We start from the raw sequence: 18,698 nt of genomic DNA, 5'->3' as shown, positions 1-18,698 counted from the left end.
ACCACTCTCCTTTTCCATGTTTATAATATACCACTGTAAATTAAATAAATCAATATTAATATTAAATATTTTAATATTAATTTATTTGTATATTAATATTATTAAGTTTTGTATTTGTAAAATTAAATAATGTGCTTTCTAACTTAAAAATCAGATTATATGCAGATATATTCTTACATTGAATAACATTTTAGCCTTTTAGAAATACTCAAAGTTAAAATTTGCTTGACATTTTTAGTAGTCTGACATATTATTAGTATGCTAACTATATGTAAATTAATTATATCTACATCATATATTTTAGGAGGCAAAAGCTATGAATTCTCTTGATAAGTCCATTGGTATGTATATAAACTCTATTAATAGAAAAATTTTGAGATTTTTATCTTTAAATCTTAAGAAATATAATATAACCACAGAACAGTGGTCAGTATTATTGTCTTTAACAGAAGAAGACGGCGTCAACCAAAAACAGCTAGCTAAAAAGGTTGACAAAGACCAGGCAACTTTAGTTCGAATACTAGATATTCTTGAAAGAAAAAAACTGGTAGTACGCAAAAAAAGTACTGAAGACAGGCGCTCATTTTTAATTTACGTTACACCTGAAGGTAAAAAATTAAAACAGGAAGTATATCCATTCATTGAACACTTATTTACAAACATTACAAATGAAATTTCAAAAGATCAATTAGATTTGTTTATAGATACTCTAAATAAATTTGAAAAAAACATATCTATAGAAGAGAAGAAAATTAGCAAAAAATAATAAGCTATTTACCTTTTATAAAAACATGGTTAACCCTCCTCTATTATGATTTTTATTTTGTATTGTAACAATGTATTTTTCATAGTGGAGGATTTTTATATATTCTAATATCTGCACAACTGTGCAAATGACTAATTTAATTATTAACTAGGAGGAAATTTTATGGAAGAACGTTTGGAAGAGTCAAATTATCAACAAAGGAATTATAATGTAGTACCAATAACTATTGCACTAATCATGGCAGGATTTTTGTGTATGTTAAATGAAACTTTACTAAATATGGCATTAAAAAATTTAATGGTCCAATTTAGTATATCTGCAAATACTGTACAGTGGCTTAGTACAGGATACATGCTCATTATGGGAATAGCAATTCCTGTTTCTGCATTACTTATTCAAAGTTTTACAACAAGACAGCTATTTCTAACCTCTGTAACCATATTTTTAGTTGGAACAGTTATAAGTGGTTTCTCTACAGCTTTTTCAATTTTACTAGTAGGCCGATTAATTCAGGCTATTGGAACTGGTATTTTAATACCAAATATAGTAAACACTTTATTGATTATAAATCCTATAGAAAAACGTGGAAAAGCCCTTGGTATATTTAATCTTGTAATGTTTTGTGCACCAGCTATTGGACCAACTCTTTCTGGTTTAATTATTCAATCTCTCAACTGGAGATGGTTGTTCTTTATAGTATTACCCTTTTCAGTTATATCTTTAGCTTTAGGTTACAAATTTATCGAAAATGTAACAGAACTTACAAAACCACCTATAGATTTTTTATCAATTGTACTGTCTACTATGGGATTCGGTGGATTTATATACGGTGTTAGTAACATTGGAAGCTCTTATACATATTTAATAGCAGCTCCTATTATTATTTCTTGTATAGCATTAGCCATATTTGTACTGCGTCAATTACATATGAGCCAACCTATGCTGGACATGCATCCTTTTAAAGAATCTATGTTTAGCCTTGGCTGTATACTTATGATAATTATGCACATGATTAACTTTGCTACTATGCTTATTTTACCAATGTTTCTTGAAGGTGCCCTGGGTTTATCCGCATTTACTGCTGGTCTTTTAATGTTACCTGGTGGATTTATCAACGGAATTATATCACCAATTTCAGGTCATTTATATGACAAATTTGGCCCTAAAGCATTAATTATACCTGGATATGCAATATCAACTATTACATTCTTTTTACTTTCACGTTTTGTATCTATGAGTATAACTATTCCTGTTATTATTGTGCTCCATTGTTTATCTCTAGTAGCTGTTGGACTTATAAATACTCCTGTACAAACTAATAGTTTAAATCAATTATCTCCAAAATACTATCCTCATGGAACTGCCATAATGAACACCTTACAGCAAATAGCAGGAGCATTCGGAACTTCTTTATTTGTTGCTATAATGAGTGCATCCCAAAAAAAATACTTATTTGCTGCAGGCAATCCATCTAATGCAAAGAGTCAAGCTTTAAGTTTAGTATTCGGAGTAAAGCACGCTTTTACAATTGAAACTTTCGTTCTTGTTATTGCCCTAATTTTATCTTTATTTATAGCAAATAATGCTATTAATAAAAAATCTAAAAGTATCAAAGCCTAATAGCTTTATATAAGGAACATCACATGTTTTCATCAACTTGCAAAATTTCAAACAACTTTTTGCAGTTGATATCTGTCTGTATTCCATTGTTATCCCAATGATTTTTGCATCCGCAATAATCAAGGATAACACATTGTGGGACAAGGTTTAGGCTTCTAGCCTTCAGCCCACCTTCTATTAGATTGAGTACACAAGCTACTCCTACAACGCCCACATCTCCATATCTAATATTTTTTGCATTTGAAAAGGCATCAGTTTCGTGGGGAACAATTAATACCTGAAAGTTATGGGATTTGCCAAGCTTCGTAAGCTCATTTACCCTGCAGCTTTTAGAACAATTTCTACACAAGAAACCATCTTTGACCCTTTTTCTCTTGCATACCCCCTCCGGTTTCAAGCAAATGCAAGCAGGAAGGAGTACTTTTCTTTCCTTTGTTTTAACAAATAACTTTCTAAATGCCTTACTTAATATCTCTGCTCCCACCATATTTAGATGGTACTCAACTTCCTTTCTACCACAGAAAACATTATCCTCTCTTATTCCGTATAACCTATAGTTGGTGTTTAAAAATTTTTGTACATTTGGAGTATATACTCCAAGTACCTCCATAGATCTTTTTTCAAACCACAGTGATATTTTAAAGGCACACTTGCTTACTTTTATAATATATTCTTCACTGCTATTTTTTAAAAATAGCAGCCATGTGTTCATTCTCTTACATTCATATTTGAATTCCCCTGAAGCAGTTAACCAAAGTAGTAATTTTTCAAAGTCACTTTCATCATAAGATACAGAAGAAGGCTCCACTTCTTTCTTTAAAAGATATTTACAAGCAAGCCTTCCCCTTAAATTGTCCACACTTTTTCTTAAAAATTTCGATTTTGTCCTCAAATTAAATAGAAGTTTTAAAAGATTCAAGGACAGTCTATCTGCATTTAAAGCTTTTGCTATATAGGTTTTCCACAAAACTCCAATGATTAAGAATTCAAGTTCATACTCTTCCCTACTTCTAAGTTCTTCTATGCTATTATTCTTAATAAAATTTATAAAATTTTCTATTATATTATTTGCTTCGATTTCAATTTTTTCGATAACTTCATTTGAAAAATTGGATATACACCTGTAGTATTCATTTGAATTTTTAGATTTATCTCTAAGAAAATAGGTTATACAATTTTCCATAATATTCTCCTATTTAATCACTTTTGAATTTTACTTATACAACTATATTATCACTTTTAATAACGAGAAGTCATGTTATGAATTTTTAACTTATTATCAAAATTTTGTAGATCAAAGCTTTTGAAGATAACAAAGTCCAAATAACAAAGAACAGATAAAGATGGTTTCCTTCGTACCTCAGGAAATCTACAATCTTAATATTTTCTGACATTAGGAAGAAATTTACCCTTATTTGATATTTGAACTTTAAACTTTGTTCTTTAAAAAAATTGCTTCCCAAGTTTTTTAACTGTGAAAGTTGAGTTAGGTTTCAAAGCAGTTGACAATTGGCAGTGAAAAATTACTATTGCAGCAATTTCTTCTATAGAAGTATTAAATTTATGTTTAAGTTTTTTTATGTCAATAGTCCCATCTATTTAATATGGATATACTCTGGAAATACTGTTAGAATAGCAAACATAGACAAGCCTAAATCTCAGGAATGAGATGCGGGGGATAATTATTTTTTGGGGTGAATCTTTTTACTAAAAAGTAGGGGTATCCCAATCCCGAACCCGTCAACTAACCTCGCAGGCAAAATTAAGGGGGATCTATATTTATGAATTTTAAAAAAATCAGGACAATGTTATTTGCCGCATTTCTATGCACATTATCTTTTACTCAAGTACATGCAGCTAGTTACACTGTAAAACCTGGTGACTCTCTATTTAAAATAGGAGTATTATTTAAAACAACTGCAGCTTCAATTATTAATGATAATGGCTTAAGTGGAAATAGCATATATCCAGGTCAAGCTCTATATGTTAATTCAAAGACCTATACTGTACAAGCCTCTGACACACTTTACTTGATAGCAAAAAAATTTGGCATATCTGTTGACACTTTAATTGCTGCCAATAGTAATGTAAGCAGTTATATCTACCCTGGACAAGTACTAAATATTCCTGCAGGTTATGTTTTTAATGGGACAACCTCTTCAAAATATATAATTTCCTGTACTGACAGCGAAGTAGATTTGCTTGCAAGACTTGTAACTGCTGAAGCAGAAAGTGAACCTTACACAGCTAAAGTAGCTGTAGCTGCTTCAGTTATAAATAGAGTTCAAAGTCCTCAGTTTCCATCTACATTAAAAGGTGTAATATACCAAGTATCCAATGGATATTATCAATTTACTCCAGTATTAAATGGATGGATAAACAAGCCTGCTTCTGATAGTTCTAGAAAGGCTGCTTTAGAAGCATTATATGGTTCTGATCCAACAAAAGGTGCTATTTATTATTTTGATGATTCCACTACAAATACTTGGCTCTGGTCAAAACCAATTGCTTTAAGAGTTGGGAAACTGGTATTCACATATTAGAATTTCTAGATTGAAATTCCACTTATACCAGTTCATATGCTGACAAATTTCATCATACTAAAAACTTTTTATAGGTCTAAAGTTCGGTATTTTGAAAATCTAAAGAAGCTTATATAAACTCGTACCTCAGACATATATAAGCTTCTAAGATTTTCTAAAATACCTCACTAAGACTTATAAAAAAAGTTTTTAAATGTGCTTCAATTTTGTCAGCATTATTTTCTGGTATAAGTTCAAATTTCAAACTAGGATATCTCAATATAAATGGTAGAATTTAAAACCCAATTAGCAATTTAGAAGGGCTACGTTCTAGAGTTAACGATTTATGGATCGTAAAGTTTAAAGCTAAACTATAATTACTCAAAATTACTAATTATAAATCTTAGTTGAATTTATAACTTTATCATTTAAATGAAACTGGCAATTTGGATAAACTTAATTATAGAGTTATCCATCTATATATGGATTTATAACTTAAAAATCAACTTATACGTAGGCATATTTTTACAATAACGAAGCTCTTTTAAATATTTTGCATATAAGTCTAAGAAAAAAATTCATAAAAACTTAGAACTTTTGAATTGTCTGAGGTACCAGTTTTCAAAAGTTCTTAGCTTTTTTAGAATTTTTTTCTTAGACTTATCAAAATATTTAACGAGCTGAAGTTTGTAAAAAATATCCAGAGTATAAGTTGATTTTTTGTTCAGATACTTTATTCTAGAGGTATTTCTTTGCAAGTTTATCAAAACTGTCTAAAGATTTCTCTATTTTATCGTAAGAAATGCAATAGGAAAGTCTAAAGTGACCAGGGCATTTAAAGGATGAACCTGGAACTATTAGCAGGTTAAATTTCTTTGCTTCCTTTGCAAATTCAACGTCATCAGCAATTAATGACTTAGGAAATAAATAAAAAGCACCTTCAGGTTTAACACAAGAAAATCCTATTTTAACAAGATGATTGTATAGTAAGTCTCTGTTCTTCTTATATATATTCATATCTACGCTTGAATCCAAACATTTTGCAATTACCCTTTGAAATAAAGATGGTGCATTTACAAAACCTAAAATTCTATTTGCCACATTAAGGGCAGGCATTACATCTTTAAAATCATCCATATCACTACTGCAAACTACATATCCTATTCTCTCACCCGGGAGCGAAAGGGATTTGCTATAAGAATAGCCTACAATAGAATTTCTATAATAATTCAATATGTATGGAACCTTTACTCCATCATATGCTATTTCCCTGTAGGGTTCATCTGAAATTAAGTATATACTAGTACCAAATTGTTCCTGTTTCTTGTCTAAAAGCTGTGATAAATCCTTAATAAGCTTTTCTGAATAAATTATTCCTGTAGGATTGTTTGGTGAATTTATGATTATTGCCTTTGTTTTAGCATTTATAGATTGCTCCAATGCATTTAAATTTGGCTCAAAAGTTTCTGTATCTGAAGGTACTATTACAAGCTTTCCACCAAAGTTATCTACATAATTCTCATATTCCCCAAAGAAAGGTGAAAATGTAATAACTTCATCTCCTGGATTTAAAAGAGTTTTAAAAATTATATTAAGTCCTCCTGCTGCACCACAAGTCATTACCAAGTTATTTTCAGTAAGCTTCAAATTGTATTTTTTATTTATGTTTTCTGCAATTTTAGCCCTTACATCCTCATAACCCGAATTGCTCATGTAACCATGAACCATATTGGGAGATTCCTCGGATATGATTTCATTTACTGCCTTTTTTATAGCCTCTGGTGGTTCTACATTTGGATTTCCCAAACTAAAGTCAAATACATTTTCTTCCCCATAAATTGAAGCTAGTCTCTTTCCTTCTTCAAACATAGCCCTTATTATAGAACTTTTAGATACGTGTTCTTTCATTTTATTGGATATCATAAAAATTGCCCCCTTTTTTCAATTCGTAATTATAGATTCTCAAAATTCAAAGTTAACTTATACATAAAGTTAAGAGCTGAAAGTAAAGGTCAATTTTCCAAAGTGTTAATAGAAGAAAATCATTCATAGCCCTCAACTTTCAATTTTTAACTATATTTTATCATTATATAAAATATTTTAGCACATCAACTTGCAAATGTGAAACTTTAAGCGATTTATAGTTTTAAGGTGAATTTATTCCAAAGTATATAATGATAATTTTCAATTAGAATATCCATGAATTTTCTAACTTAAAAAACAACTTATGCGTAGTCATATTTTTATAATAATCAAGCTCATTTAAATGTTTTGTCTATAAGCCTTGGAAAAAATTTTTAAAAAATCTAGAACTTTTGAATTGTCTGAGGTACGAGTTTTCAAAAGTTCTCAGTATTTTTTTAAGTTTTTTACTTAGGCTTATCAAAATATTTAATCGAGCTTGTGGTTGTAAAAATATCCGAAGTATAAGTTGTTTTTTACTTAGAATTCCTATAGATATTCTAATTATTATTTTCCACTAAATACAGCAAAAATTATAGTTACAATTATAATCACAATACTTCCTATATATATTGCCATTCCAAGTGGTCTGCCTGCATTTATGGTCCAGCCTATGCCAAATCTTTTTTCCACAAATAAGGATGGATCATTCTTGTTATAATATATACTATTTCCTAGTACCCAGCACTTATCATCATCTTTATCGCCAAAACCGGACTTTCCTTTTTCTTCATCATCACTTTTAAATTTTATATTGCTTCCACCCTGTCCAATCTTTAAGGATAAGGCTATACTTCCTAAAATTGTAATTAATACAAAAGCCAATATTATGATGATTGAAAAAGTATTACTCACATTAAATACTCTAAACATCTGAACAGTAGCAACAGTTAGTAAAAGATTGGTCACTACAGCAAAGACAACCATATATATGGACCAGCTTCTTCTAAATATACTATTTTTCTTTACGGATGCTTCTGGATCTATAGAACTAATCTGCTGTTTTGACCATCCAATTCCCTTATAGACTATAAAAAATATAAAAGTACTAAAAATCTGAGCAATTGGCATCTCCCAAATTAGAAACCTGGATTTAAATTGATATCCCGTTACATTACCGGAAAAATCCCAGTGTGTAGGGACTTTATAAGGTAAAGAGTTATAATTCATATATCCTAAAATTATATTTACTATAATGATAGCTGCAGGTATCAAGAAAAACCAAGCTGACACAAGCATATTGCTCTTGCTTCTAGAAAAACTAGTGTCTACAGTTACAACCTGTTTCTTACCTTGAAGCCACAACTTTTGTGACTTAAGATTTTTCATAGCTCTGTTTGATATAAGATATATTAAAAAGCTTATAAATACAAAGGCAAAAGTAGTAAACAAAATCATACCTACGTTTAAAAAACTATAATTTAGCACACTAAATAAAATAATAAAGGGAATTCCTATAATTAAATTATTCTTTACAAATTGTGCTTTTATATGCTTAATTTCATCTGAATCGATCTTATCTTCAGGGATTCTCACTCCAAATACAATTTCTTTTCTTGTAAATTTAGGAGTCAACATATTGATTACGAGTATTATCACAAAAATAAAAAATAAATATATACACATAAACAAATTATCTTTCATTTAATTTCACCCACCTTAGTAGTTATTTATCTTTTTTAATATACTGCTTAAATATATCAGAACACAGACTCAGAATATCTTCCATCTTTTTTCCCCTTAAATGAGCTTCGCATATCAAGTAAGTAAATTCTTCCTTAAGTTTTTTGTCAAACTCCTCCGTACTTTCAGGGAATGTTCCACTTACTACAGCTCCTGTTCTCCTATCTACATTCAAGTAACCATCTGACTTTAACGCATTATATGCTTTGTTTACTGTATGAAGATTTATTCCAATATCTTCTGCCAGTTGTCTTACAGAAGGAAGGCTCTCTCCTAATTTCAGATTACCAGAGGCTATTCCTTCTATTATTTGCCTCCTAAGCTGTTCATATATAGGCATTTCCGATTCAAAATCTATTTGAACTAACATAGCGTCCCTCCTTTTCTATTTGTTATATATAATATATAACAAATAGAAAACATGTGCAATAGTTTTTTACATTTTTTTGAGGGGAATTAAAAGTTAATGAAATGCAAAAAATAAAAGCTATTGTATAATGAATTTTTGTTCATTACACAATAGCCTTTTTAATTTATTACTAAATAACAAATAACAAAGAATAAATAACAGATAATGATACTTTTCATCCTAACATCGAAAATATTAAAATTATAAATTTTCTGAGGTACGAAAGAAATCATCATTATTTGAACTTTGATATTTAAACTTTAAACTTTTTAAAAACATTTTAGTCTACAATTACTCCTAGTCCGTCTGGTATAACCACAACCTTAGCATCTTTCCCCATAATACCATATGCCCTTTCTAGAGCTTCTTTAAAAGTATCTGCCTGCTGCATATGCATATTCTTTATTATTTTAGGGTCGCACATATCTGTTACAACAATTACTGTATGTTTTGAAAGTATACTCGCGAGCATCTGAGATGCCCACTGATCAGGTACAGTTTTATTCCTGGGAACTTTTGAGACTTTTTTCAAGAATTCTTCTGGAGTATTCAAATTAGCTAAATTGTTATAAAAAGTTTCACCACCATGGCCCTGGCTGCAAGCAGACACCATTATTATTACGCCGCCATCCCTGCAATTGGCCCCGGCTGCTGCCATCCCCTTAACAGATTGATATATATTTTGGTCAAGTGGATATCCTCCGTTGGTAGAAATGGAGATGTCTCCTACTAATTTACTCACTTTTGATAAATTATGTACAAATTCACAGCCTTTTACATGGGCATCATTTGTATCACCTGCAAAAGCATTTATTATCTTTTTATCTTCATCTAGTGCTACATTTATTATGAAAGCCAATCCTGCCTTTTTAGCTGCATATAGCATGTCATTATGAACAGGATTATCTTTTAAATTTCCAACTCTTGCAGAAGGATGTGCTACAAATTCAGCACAGTGATTTGCCAGGATGGTCTTGGCAGAGGCTATTCCAGGCAGCACACTCTTTCTACCTCCTGAAAAGCCAGCAAAACAATGTGATTCTATAAACCCCTCTGCAATTAAAAGATCTGCTTTAACTGCAAGTTTATTTACTATAAGTTCACCACCAGATGGCAATGTACCGATTTTTACCAGATTATCTTCATTCTGTGCATCATGTACTACTATCTTTTCATTTTTTACTATATCTTCTCCATATTTATCTATGAGTTCCTGCCTAGTAGTAGCCCTATGAAGGCCTGTGGCAATTAGTATAGTAATATTAGCATCAGAATTTATACTCCTTATTCTTCTCAAAAGTGCAGGCATAATAATTTTGCTAGGAACAGGTCTTGTATGATCGCTGCTTATTATAACTATACTTTTTTTATTCTCAGCCAATTGTTCAAGTTTAGGTGAGTTTATAGGATTGTCAAGAGCTTTTTCTACTATTTCCAATTGTCCTAGCTCTGCTTTATATTCGCTTGCTTTTGATTCAAGTATGCCAAGTAAGTTGTTGTCATCTATTTCAGCTTCTATTATTTTTTTATGGTATGGTAATTCTATTTTAGCCATTCTAATTTCCTCCGAGAAATGTATTTTTAAAGTGACTCTACAATAATTACTTTACCAAACAAATACGATCTCAACAAATAATTATTTGTTAAGCTTTTTATATATAAGATTTCCTATAGTTTGAAGTACCTGGACAAAAATTATGAGTATTATTACAGTGTATACCATTATGTCAGTCTGAAATCTATAATATCCATATTTTACTGCCACATCTCCAAGTCCACCTCCGCCTACTGTACCTGCCATAGCTGAACATCCAACTACACTTATTACAGTAAGAGTTATGCCAAGTACTATAGAAGGAAGTGCCTCTTTAATCATAACTTTAAATATTATCTGCATATTACTTGCACCAAACGATTTTGCAGCTTCTATTATTCCCGGATCTATCTCTTTAAGTGAAGATTCAATCACTCTCGATGCAAAAGGTGCTGCTGCTATTGTAATAGGAACTATTGCTGCTGTTGTACCTATGGTTTTTCCAACAATAAGCTTTGTAAAAGGAAAAATTGCTATCATAAGTATTATAAAAGGAAATGACCTCAATAAATTTACTATTGCATCCAGTATCTTGTATACTACTTTATTAGGCTTTAATCCACCAGGTTCAGTTACAACTAGTAAAATAGCAGGTATAAATCCTATAATTACTGCAAGTATTGTAGAAACTATAACCATATAAAATGTTTGTCCAATAGCAGGAAGTAGTATTTCCTGAAATGTTTCACTAAATCCCATGTTTACTCTACCTCCCAGTTAACATTTTTTGAAGAAAGATAATTACATATACTTTCTTTGTCTTTATCATTTACATTTATAACCAGACTTCCTAAAACATCACTGCGGAATCTTTCAAGTTTTCCCCATACTATAGAAAACTTTATATTCAAATCTATAGCCATAGAAGTTATCAAATTGTCCTGGCTTATTTCCTTAGGAAAGAATATTCTTATGTTTATACCTTCATCTGGAAGTAAACTATCATTTCCAAGCAGCTTCTTTAGATTTTTACCTGGTTTTAAAAATATTTCTTCTACATTTCCAGAAGTTTTTATTTCACCTTCATCAATAATGGCAATTTTACTGCATATTTCTTTTATAACTTCCATTTGATGGGTTACAACTACTATGGTTATTTTAAATTCATTGTTTATCTTTCTCAAAAGCTCAAGTATTGACTTGGTAGTATTTGGGTCAAGGGCAGATGTGGCTTCGTCACAAAGTAGTATACTTGGATTTAGCGCCAAAGCTCTTGCAATAGCCACTCTTTGCTTTTGTCCACCACTTAATTCAGAGGGCATGCTCTTTGCTTTATCACTAAGGCCTACTAAATTTAACAATTCTTTTACCCTAGTTTTTATTTTACTTTTTTCTAATCCCCAGACTTCAAGTGGAAGTGAGATATTATCATATACATTTTTTCTGTTTAATAAATTAAAATTTTGAAATATCATTCCCAAGTTTTTTCTAAAAGTCCTTATTTCTTTACCTTTTAAATCTTTCACTTCTTTGCCCATTACCTTTATGCTTCCTGCGTCATAGCTTTCAAGACCATTCAAGCACCTTAAAAGTGTAGATTTTCCAGCACCACTGTGGCCAACTATTCCAAATATTTCACCTTCTTGTATATGAAGATTTATACTTTTAAGCACACTTTTATTGTTAAAACTCTTGCCTACATTATTAATATCTATCAATATATTTAACCTCCCATATCAATTTTAAGAAAAAATAAAAGCCCGAGAAAAATCTCAGACTTAGTTAACTCAAAATTTCTCTCATCTTTCAGCTCTCGCTGCAGGATTTAGCACCATTATACACTGTACTGGTTGCTGGATTTCATAGGGCCCGTTCCCTCAATCACTCTTGATAAGTTCAAGATTTATATTCAATTATGCTTTTAATTATAGACGTGACGATTTATTATGTCAATACATCCTATCTAAAAATGTTATAATTGTCTTAACTCAAAAACTCTGGAGGAATACCTATGAACAAAAATATAAATATTTTAATAGTAGAAGATGATACAGATATAAATAAGTTATTGTGCAAGATACTAGAAAAAAATAATTACAATGTCCGCGGGGCTTTTTCAGGTACTGAAGCTGAAATGTGCATTGAAAAATATGACTTTCAGCTAGTTTTACTTGATTTGATGCTACCTGGCATTACAGGAGAAAAGCTTATAGAAAAAATTCGAAAGATTAAAACTATGCCTGTCATTGTAATATCTGCAAAAACGGCTCAAGAAACAAAAATTCAAGTCTTAAAGCTAGGTGCAGATGATTTTATATCAAAACCTTTCGATGTAGAAGAAGTACTGGCAAGAGTTTGTGCACAACTTAGAAGGTATATGATATTTTCAAACTCAAATGAAAAACAAAACATATTGACCTATAAAAATATGACCTTAGACCGGGAAAACCACAAGGTTTTTATAAATTCTCAAGAAGTAATATTAACTATAAGGGAATTTTGTATACTAGAACTTCTAATGTCTTACCCAAAAAAAGTATTTACAAAAGCTAATTTATTTGAACATGTGTGGAAAGATAAATTTATAAGCGATGATAACACCATAAATGTGCATATGAGCAACCTTCGCTCTAAAATAGCTAAAGTTGATTCGAACACAGAATACATACATACCGTTTGGGGAATAGGGTTTAAGATGAAAGATTAAACTTAATCATTTCTTAAGTTTTTCTTTAGTGTATCTTGCTGATTTTGTTCTAATATAAAATCAACAAGAAAACGGAGGTTGATATCATGAATGATTTAGTGCTTCATACAAAAAATCTTACTAAAAAATACAAAAATCACAAGGCACTTGATAATGTAAATATTAAAATAAGTAAAGGTGACATATACGGTCTTGTAGGCAAAAATGGCGCTGGCAAGACAACCCTTATGAGAATAATAACAGGTCTTTCTTTGCAAGATAACGGTGAAATAGAATTATTTTCAAAAACTAGCAAAGACGAATTAAACAAAGAACGAATGAGAACAGGATGCATAATAGAAACACCCAGTTTCTTTCCTTATCTCTCAGGCAAAAAAAATCTTGAATACTATAGAATTCAAAAAGGAATTCCTGAAAAAGACTGTGTAGATAAAGTGCTTAATACAGTAGGCCTTTTAGATACAGGTAATAAAAAATTCAAACATTATTCTCTTGGCATGAAGCAGCGTCTTGGCCTGGCTCTAGCTTTAATTGCAAGTCCAGATTTCTTAATTTTAGATGAGCCTATAAATGGTCTTGATCCTGTTGGTATAGTGATGTTCAGAGATATATTAAAAAAATTGAATAGAGAAAAAAATACAACTATATTGATTTCGAGCCACATTTTAGGAGAGCTTTCTCAGCTTGCTACTACTTATGGCTTTATAGATAATGGTAACCTCATAGAACAAATTTCTGCAAAGGATTTAGAGGAAAAATGCAGGGAATATTTATCCGTAAAAGTAGACGATGCAGCTCATGCTTCTCTTATACTTGAAAAGAATTTAAACTGTACTTCCTATCAAGTGCTTCCTGAGAACGAAATTAAGGTTTTTAAATACCTAGATAAGCCTGAAATGATAAGTGAAGCTTTTATAAAAAATGGTATTAAAGTATATTCCATAAGTAAGACATCTGCAAATCTAGAAAATTACTTCATGGATTTAATTGGAGGTGACATCAATGCTTAATTATATAAAAGCTGAACTTTACAAAGGTTTAAATAGACTTTCTTATAAAGTTATAATATTAGTCCTAGTTTTACTATCAGTGAGCGCAAATGCACTATTTAGAGGTCCTAAAGTCACAGTTTTTGAATCCCTGGATATGGCTATGAGCTGCCTTCCTGCAGTAGTTTTTCTAGTTATGATGTATATTGATGTCACAGAAGAATTAAAGGATAAAACCTTAAGAAATGTAATGACTTCAGGCTTATCAAGAGAAAAACTATATATTTCAAAAGTAATTATTCCTATAATTTTATCTTTTATAACCTGCTTATTAGTATTAATTTTTTTTGTAGGAAGCACCTTTTTATTTCTTAAACCTGGTAATTTAAGTCCTGCATTTTTAATAAACTTATCATTAAGGATTTTATGCGCCATACCACTTTATATAGCTGCAATTAGTTTTGGTGTATTCCTCAGCTTTATTTTAAAAAATCAATATGCCTATGCCTATACTTATGCAGCTATATTTGCTTTAATGGGCAGTTTTATAAAATTGCTTTGTGCACTTGTATCCAATAAATTTTATGGAATTTACAACATTTTAATTACTACTAACATAAGTGCACTAACTCCAATAAAAAATCCAAACTTAACTTTGCTGCAAATGCTCCCTTCTGCAGGACTGGGATTTGCATATACTATTATTTTTACTATAATAGGTATTATAATATTTAGAAAGATGGAAATAAAGTAATTCTTAGACTCAGGTGGAATTTACTTAAGAGTATGGGAGCCATGGGATAAAATAAGTTGAAAGGGTGATATATATGTACTTGTTTATTATAATTTTATTAGGAATTTTAGCAGGTATAAGTATCACCCTGCTTTTTCTTACAAAAAGTGAAATCAAACATATAACTGGCAGCCTGAAGAAAATAAACGACATAGATACAAACCAAAAAGTGACATTATCCTTTCAAAACCGCAGTTTTCAAAATTTAGCCCTAGAAATAAACAAAAATATAGATAAAAAGCAGCAGACAGAAGTAAAATACAAACATATGGACATGGAACTCAGGCAGGCTATAGCAAATATTTCCCATGATCTGCGTACTCCCCTTACCTCCATTATAGGATATATTCAACTTATAAAAAGTGACGATCTATCAAAGGATGAAAAAAATGAATATATGGACATCATACTAAACCGTGCAAAATCTTTAAAAATGCTTATAGCAGGTTTTTTTGACCTATCAAGACTTGAAGCTAATGAATATTCTTTTGAATTAGAGTCTATCTCACTTTCAAATATACTTTGCGAACTAATAGCATCTTTTTACAACGATTTTACAAATAAAGAAATTGAACCTCTAATTGAAATTGATGAAAATGCACCTGAAATTATAGGAGATGAAAATGCAGTAAGACGTGTATTTTCAAATCTCATCCAAAATGCTTTAAAACACGGTGATAAGTTTATTTCCGTATCTCTAAAAAAGGATGGAAATTACATTGTAACTACATTTACAAATAATGCTAATAACTTAAATCCAGATGATATAGATCACCTATTTGAAAGATTTTTTACAGGAGATCGGACGAGAACAGGCAAAAACACTGGATTGGGTCTTGCCATAACAAAAGCTTTGGTTGAACAAATGGGACACAGCATTACTGCTAATTTTAAAGACAACAAGCTAAGTATCATTATAAAGTGGAAAATTTCTTAATTTAAATCTGATGTAAGGGGATTCACCCCCTTACAAGCATTTTTTCATCATTTCGAGAGCTTCTACATCAATTCTGTCATATATTTTTATAGATCGTGCAAGCTCCTTATAAGCTAGTTTTGGATATCCATTTTTATAATAAAGTTTTCCCAGATATAATAAAACGTCCTGATTCTCAATTAAGTTTAAAAGTTGAAGACCCTTTTCAAATTCATCAAAACAATTTATTTTTAACAAAATGGCAAGCAGATTAAATATAAGCTCACAGAAATCCTTTGAATCCTCAGTATCTTCTGAGAGGTCTGTACACTCTCTTCCTTCCAATAAATCCTTAAACTTCATATATATCATATACTTTTTATTGTCAGGTATATCCTTAGGCTCATCTGTCAATACGTCTTTAGTGGATATGGTGTCATCAAAGGTATTGCAAAGCATAGTATAATAAAAAGCTTTATCTATAAATTCCTCTGAACTTATCTTTTTTAGAAAACCATAAGCATCCTTAAATTTTTTCTGATAAAACAAACAAACTCCCTTATAGTAATATATTTTAGATCTGTCAGTTTCATCTTTACACATTTTATCAGCTCTATCTGCATATTCATAGGCAATATCAAACTTATTTTGGCCATAAAATACATCTGATAAAACTAAATATATATTTGGATCCAAACTTTTATCAACATAGCTGTCAAACCTAGATTTCATTTCATTTATAGAAGCTTTTTTAACCGCCATTATTTCACATAATTTGTAAATAGCCTTCACATATCCGGGTTTCATCTTTAATATCTTATCACAATAATAAAGGGACGAATCATTGTCTCCTAGATATAAATATATATTACACAAAACCAAATAGGTTCTATAGGAACCCACTCCAACTAATTCATTTATCTGAATAGGAGGTTCCCCCATCTTAATACATTTTTTTAGTGAACTTATGGCCTTAAGATACTTTTTTTCAGTAATGAAAGTGTTACCTCTTATAAATTCTAAGTCTGTAAAATTAGGATAATATTTTAACCCTCGATCAACAAACTTATATTCTTCTGCAAAATTTTCAAGTATTTGATTACAGGAAACAATCCTCAATATGAGTTTAGAACTAAATCCTTCCGTTGGATTAAACTGTTCATAGCTTTTCATATAACACTCCAATGCCTTTTTATAATCTTCTTTAGCATAGTACTCATTTCCCATATTAAATAGCATAAATCCATTATGAGGATCCTTATCCAGCTCCTTTTGAATTATATCCATATTTCTCTGCCTTTTGTCTTTTGATTCCACAATTTCTTTTAAATATCCATAATGATAAAATCTTATATTTTCAATTTTTATATCGTCCTTACTAATAATGTGCTCTGGTGGAGGTATAAGCTGTTCATGTATATCACCTAGAAACTTGTACCCTTTTTTATTTCGCACAAGTCTTACATTCAAATTCAAAGTAATATCACCGCTGCTTATACTATCTCCTGAATAGCTTAAGGTTTGCATAAAATATACATTAGTTTTGCTATTTTTATCTTTAGTTAATTTAAGAAGCTTATTTGTATCCTCTTTTTCAAATTCGTCATCTGCATCCATTATAAGAATCCAATCTTTCTCAGCCTTCTCCAATGCACAATTTCTCGCATTAGAAAAGCTATTATCCCATTTATAATAAAAAATCTTTGCACCATATTTTTTAGCAATTTCTACAGTAGAATCAGTAGATCCCGTATCTACAATTATAATCTCATCTACAAAGTGTTTTACACTTGCCAGACATCTTCCAAGGACATCTTCTTCATTTTTAACTATCATGCACAAACTTATAGGCACATCTACAAACCTCCTTTTTAGACTTCTATTAATATGGTGCTGCCTAAAAGACAGCACCAATATAACTAAACTCTTCCATTAAAATAAGCTTCAAGATTAGCGGTATTAGTTCCCGTATCATAATAAAGCCTTGTATAATTCATATAATACTTGGTAGTTAAAACTGTAGCACTGCCTTTCTCAAGTGTTACCGGACTAACATCATTTACAAAATAGGATGACGTCTCAGTTGGGGAAACTTGCAGCGCTACTGTAATTGCATTTGTAGTATCATTATTCTTAATATAATAAGAGTACATTGATTGCTGAGAAGTATCCTGCTGAAGTACCGATTTTATACCTGTTCCTGTGGTTATGGCAGTGCTGGTTGCAGTAAATCCAACTCCAGTGGTTACTGAGCTTACAGTACCTGCTACTGTTACTGTTCCTACTGTTACAGCTACTGTATTTCCTACACTTACAGTTCCTTCCACTGTTACTGTATTTCCTACACTTACTGTTCCTGCTACTGTTACTGTTCCTACTGTTACAGCTACTGTATTTCCTACACTTACAGTTCCTTCCACTGTTACTGTATTTCCTACAGTTACACTTCCTGCTACTGTTACTGTTCCCACTGTTACAGCTACTGTATTTCCTACGCTTACAGTTCCTTCCACTGTTACTGTATTTCCTACACTTACTGTTCCTGCTACTGTTACTGTTCCTACTGTTACAGCTACCGTATTTCCTACAGTTACTGTTCCTGCTACTGCTAAATTACCACCCGATATAGTTAAAGCCTCAGCTTGCTTTGTAGTATCATTATAAGCATACATTTGGGTTTTTAAATCGCTAGCTGTGCCATTAAATATCAAATTATTAGGCATGAATTCCCATCTCCTCTTTACGGTTTAATTCATTTGAATGGGCCTTATTTTTCAGGCCTACTAATATGTTATTC

Annotated in this window: 16 protein-coding genes and 2 riboswitches; of the genes, 7 read left to right on the top strand and 9 right to left on the bottom strand. The window is 30.9% G+C overall.

Annotation, left to right across the window (positions count from 1 at the left end):
• Positions 1-316 precede the first annotated feature (316 nt).
• A complete protein-coding gene (locus CLAU_RS12460) occupies positions 317-766 on the top strand; it encodes a MarR family winged helix-turn-helix transcriptional regulator (protein WP_023162681.1) in 450 nt (149 codons plus the stop codon).
• Between the two features lie 162 nt (positions 767-928).
• The gene (locus tag CLAU_RS12455; protein ID WP_023162680.1) at positions 929-2,386 is read left to right on the top strand and encodes an MDR family MFS transporter; all 1,458 of its coding nucleotides are present in this window, start codon (positions 929-931) and stop codon (positions 2,384-2,386) included.
• A gap of 19 nt (positions 2,387-2,405) precedes the next feature.
• On the opposite strand, the gene CLAU_RS12450 is transcribed toward CLAU_RS12455, so the two are convergent.
• Positions 2,406-3,569 carry a DUF116 domain-containing protein gene (locus tag CLAU_RS12450; protein ID WP_023162679.1) on the bottom strand — a complete coding sequence of 388 codons (1,164 nt, stop codon included), beginning with the start codon at positions 3,567-3,569 and terminating at the stop codon, positions 2,406-2,408.
• A gap of 455 nt (positions 3,570-4,024) precedes the next feature.
• Positions 4,025-4,160, top strand: a riboswitch (cyclic di-AMP (ydaO/yuaA leader).
• 7 nt (positions 4,161-4,167) lie between these two features.
• On the opposite strand from CLAU_RS12450, the gene CLAU_RS12445 reads away from it, so the two are divergent.
• A complete protein-coding gene (locus CLAU_RS12445) occupies positions 4,168-4,929 on the top strand; it encodes a LysM peptidoglycan-binding domain-containing protein (RefSeq protein WP_023162678.1) in 762 nt (253 codons plus the stop codon).
• A gap of 717 nt (positions 4,930-5,646) precedes the next feature.
• Here CLAU_RS12445 and CLAU_RS12440 read toward each other — a convergent pair.
• The 6 genes from CLAU_RS12440 to CLAU_RS12415 form a co-directional block, all read right to left on the bottom strand.
• Positions 5,647-6,831, bottom strand: a complete 1,185-nt coding sequence (locus tag CLAU_RS12440; protein ID WP_023162677.1) for a pyridoxal phosphate-dependent aminotransferase — start codon at positions 6,829-6,831, stop codon at positions 5,647-5,649.
• A gap of 546 nt (positions 6,832-7,377) precedes the next feature.
• On the bottom strand, positions 7,378-8,514 hold the full coding sequence (locus CLAU_RS12435) for a DUF1648 domain-containing protein (RefSeq protein WP_013237146.1): 1,137 nt from the start codon (positions 8,512-8,514) through the stop codon (positions 7,378-7,380).
• Between the two features lie 22 nt (positions 8,515-8,536).
• On the bottom strand, positions 8,537-8,923 hold the full coding sequence (locus tag CLAU_RS12430; RefSeq protein ID WP_013237145.1) for a GntR family transcriptional regulator: 387 nt from the start codon (positions 8,921-8,923) through the stop codon (positions 8,537-8,539).
• A 319-nt stretch (positions 8,924-9,242) separates the two neighbouring features.
• Complete coding sequence (larA, locus tag CLAU_RS12425; RefSeq protein ID WP_023162676.1) at positions 9,243-10,517, bottom strand: nickel-dependent lactate racemase; 1,275 nt, start codon at positions 10,515-10,517, stop codon at positions 9,243-9,245.
• Positions 10,518-10,598: 81 nt separating this feature from the next.
• The gene (locus CLAU_RS12420) at positions 10,599-11,255 is read right to left on the bottom strand and encodes a methionine ABC transporter permease (RefSeq protein ID WP_013237143.1); all 657 of its coding nucleotides are present in this window, start codon (positions 11,253-11,255) and stop codon (positions 10,599-10,601) included.
• A 2-nt stretch (positions 11,256-11,257) separates the two neighbouring features.
• Positions 11,258-12,214, bottom strand: coding sequence for a methionine ABC transporter ATP-binding protein (locus CLAU_RS12415; RefSeq protein WP_013237142.1), 957 nt, complete (start codon positions 12,212-12,214; stop codon positions 11,258-11,260).
• 78 nt (positions 12,215-12,292) lie between these two features.
• Positions 12,293-12,393: riboswitch (SAM riboswitch) on the bottom strand.
• Between the two features lie 114 nt (positions 12,394-12,507).
• Here CLAU_RS12415 and CLAU_RS12410 point away from each other — a divergent pair.
• The 4 genes from CLAU_RS12410 to CLAU_RS12395 all read left to right on the top strand — a co-directional run bounded on the left by CLAU_RS12410 (position 12,508) and on the right by CLAU_RS12395 (position 15,922).
• Positions 12,508-13,203: a response regulator transcription factor gene (locus tag CLAU_RS12410; RefSeq protein ID WP_023162675.1), complete on the top strand. Its 696-nt coding sequence runs from the start codon at positions 12,508-12,510 to the stop codon at positions 13,201-13,203.
• An 86-nt stretch (positions 13,204-13,289) separates the two neighbouring features.
• On the top strand, positions 13,290-14,213 hold the full coding sequence (locus CLAU_RS12405) for an ATP-binding cassette domain-containing protein (protein ID WP_013237140.1): 924 nt from the start codon (positions 13,290-13,292) through the stop codon (positions 14,211-14,213).
• Positions 14,206-14,946, top strand: coding sequence for an ABC transporter permease (locus CLAU_RS12400; protein ID WP_023162674.1), 741 nt, complete (start codon positions 14,206-14,208; stop codon positions 14,944-14,946). The genes CLAU_RS12405 and CLAU_RS12400 overlap by 8 nt, the downstream gene beginning before the upstream one ends.
• Before the next feature lie 73 nt (positions 14,947-15,019).
• Positions 15,020-15,922 carry a sensor histidine kinase gene (locus CLAU_RS12395; RefSeq protein ID WP_023162673.1) on the top strand — a complete coding sequence of 301 codons (903 nt, stop codon included), beginning with the start codon at positions 15,020-15,022 and terminating at the stop codon, positions 15,920-15,922.
• A gap of 30 nt (positions 15,923-15,952) precedes the next feature.
• Here CLAU_RS12395 and CLAU_RS12390 read toward each other — a convergent pair whose 3' ends face one another.
• Entirely contained in the window at positions 15,953-17,755 is a 1,803-nt protein-coding gene (locus CLAU_RS12390; RefSeq protein ID WP_023162672.1) for a tetratricopeptide repeat-containing glycosyltransferase family 2 protein, read from the bottom strand.
• 65 nt (positions 17,756-17,820) lie between these two features.
• Positions 17,821-18,624: a DUF6385 domain-containing protein gene (locus CLAU_RS12385; protein WP_023162671.1), complete on the bottom strand. Its 804-nt coding sequence runs from the start codon at positions 18,622-18,624 to the stop codon at positions 17,821-17,823.
• Between the last annotated feature and the right edge of the window lie 74 nt (positions 18,625-18,698).

It is taken from the genome of Clostridium autoethanogenum DSM 10061 (genome assembly GCF_001484725.1).
Lineage (GTDB): Bacteria > Bacillota > Clostridia > Clostridiales > Clostridiaceae > Clostridium_B > Clostridium_B ljungdahlii.
Note: the sequence above shows the minus strand (reverse complement) of the source record. Positions and strands in the feature narration are given on the sequence as shown.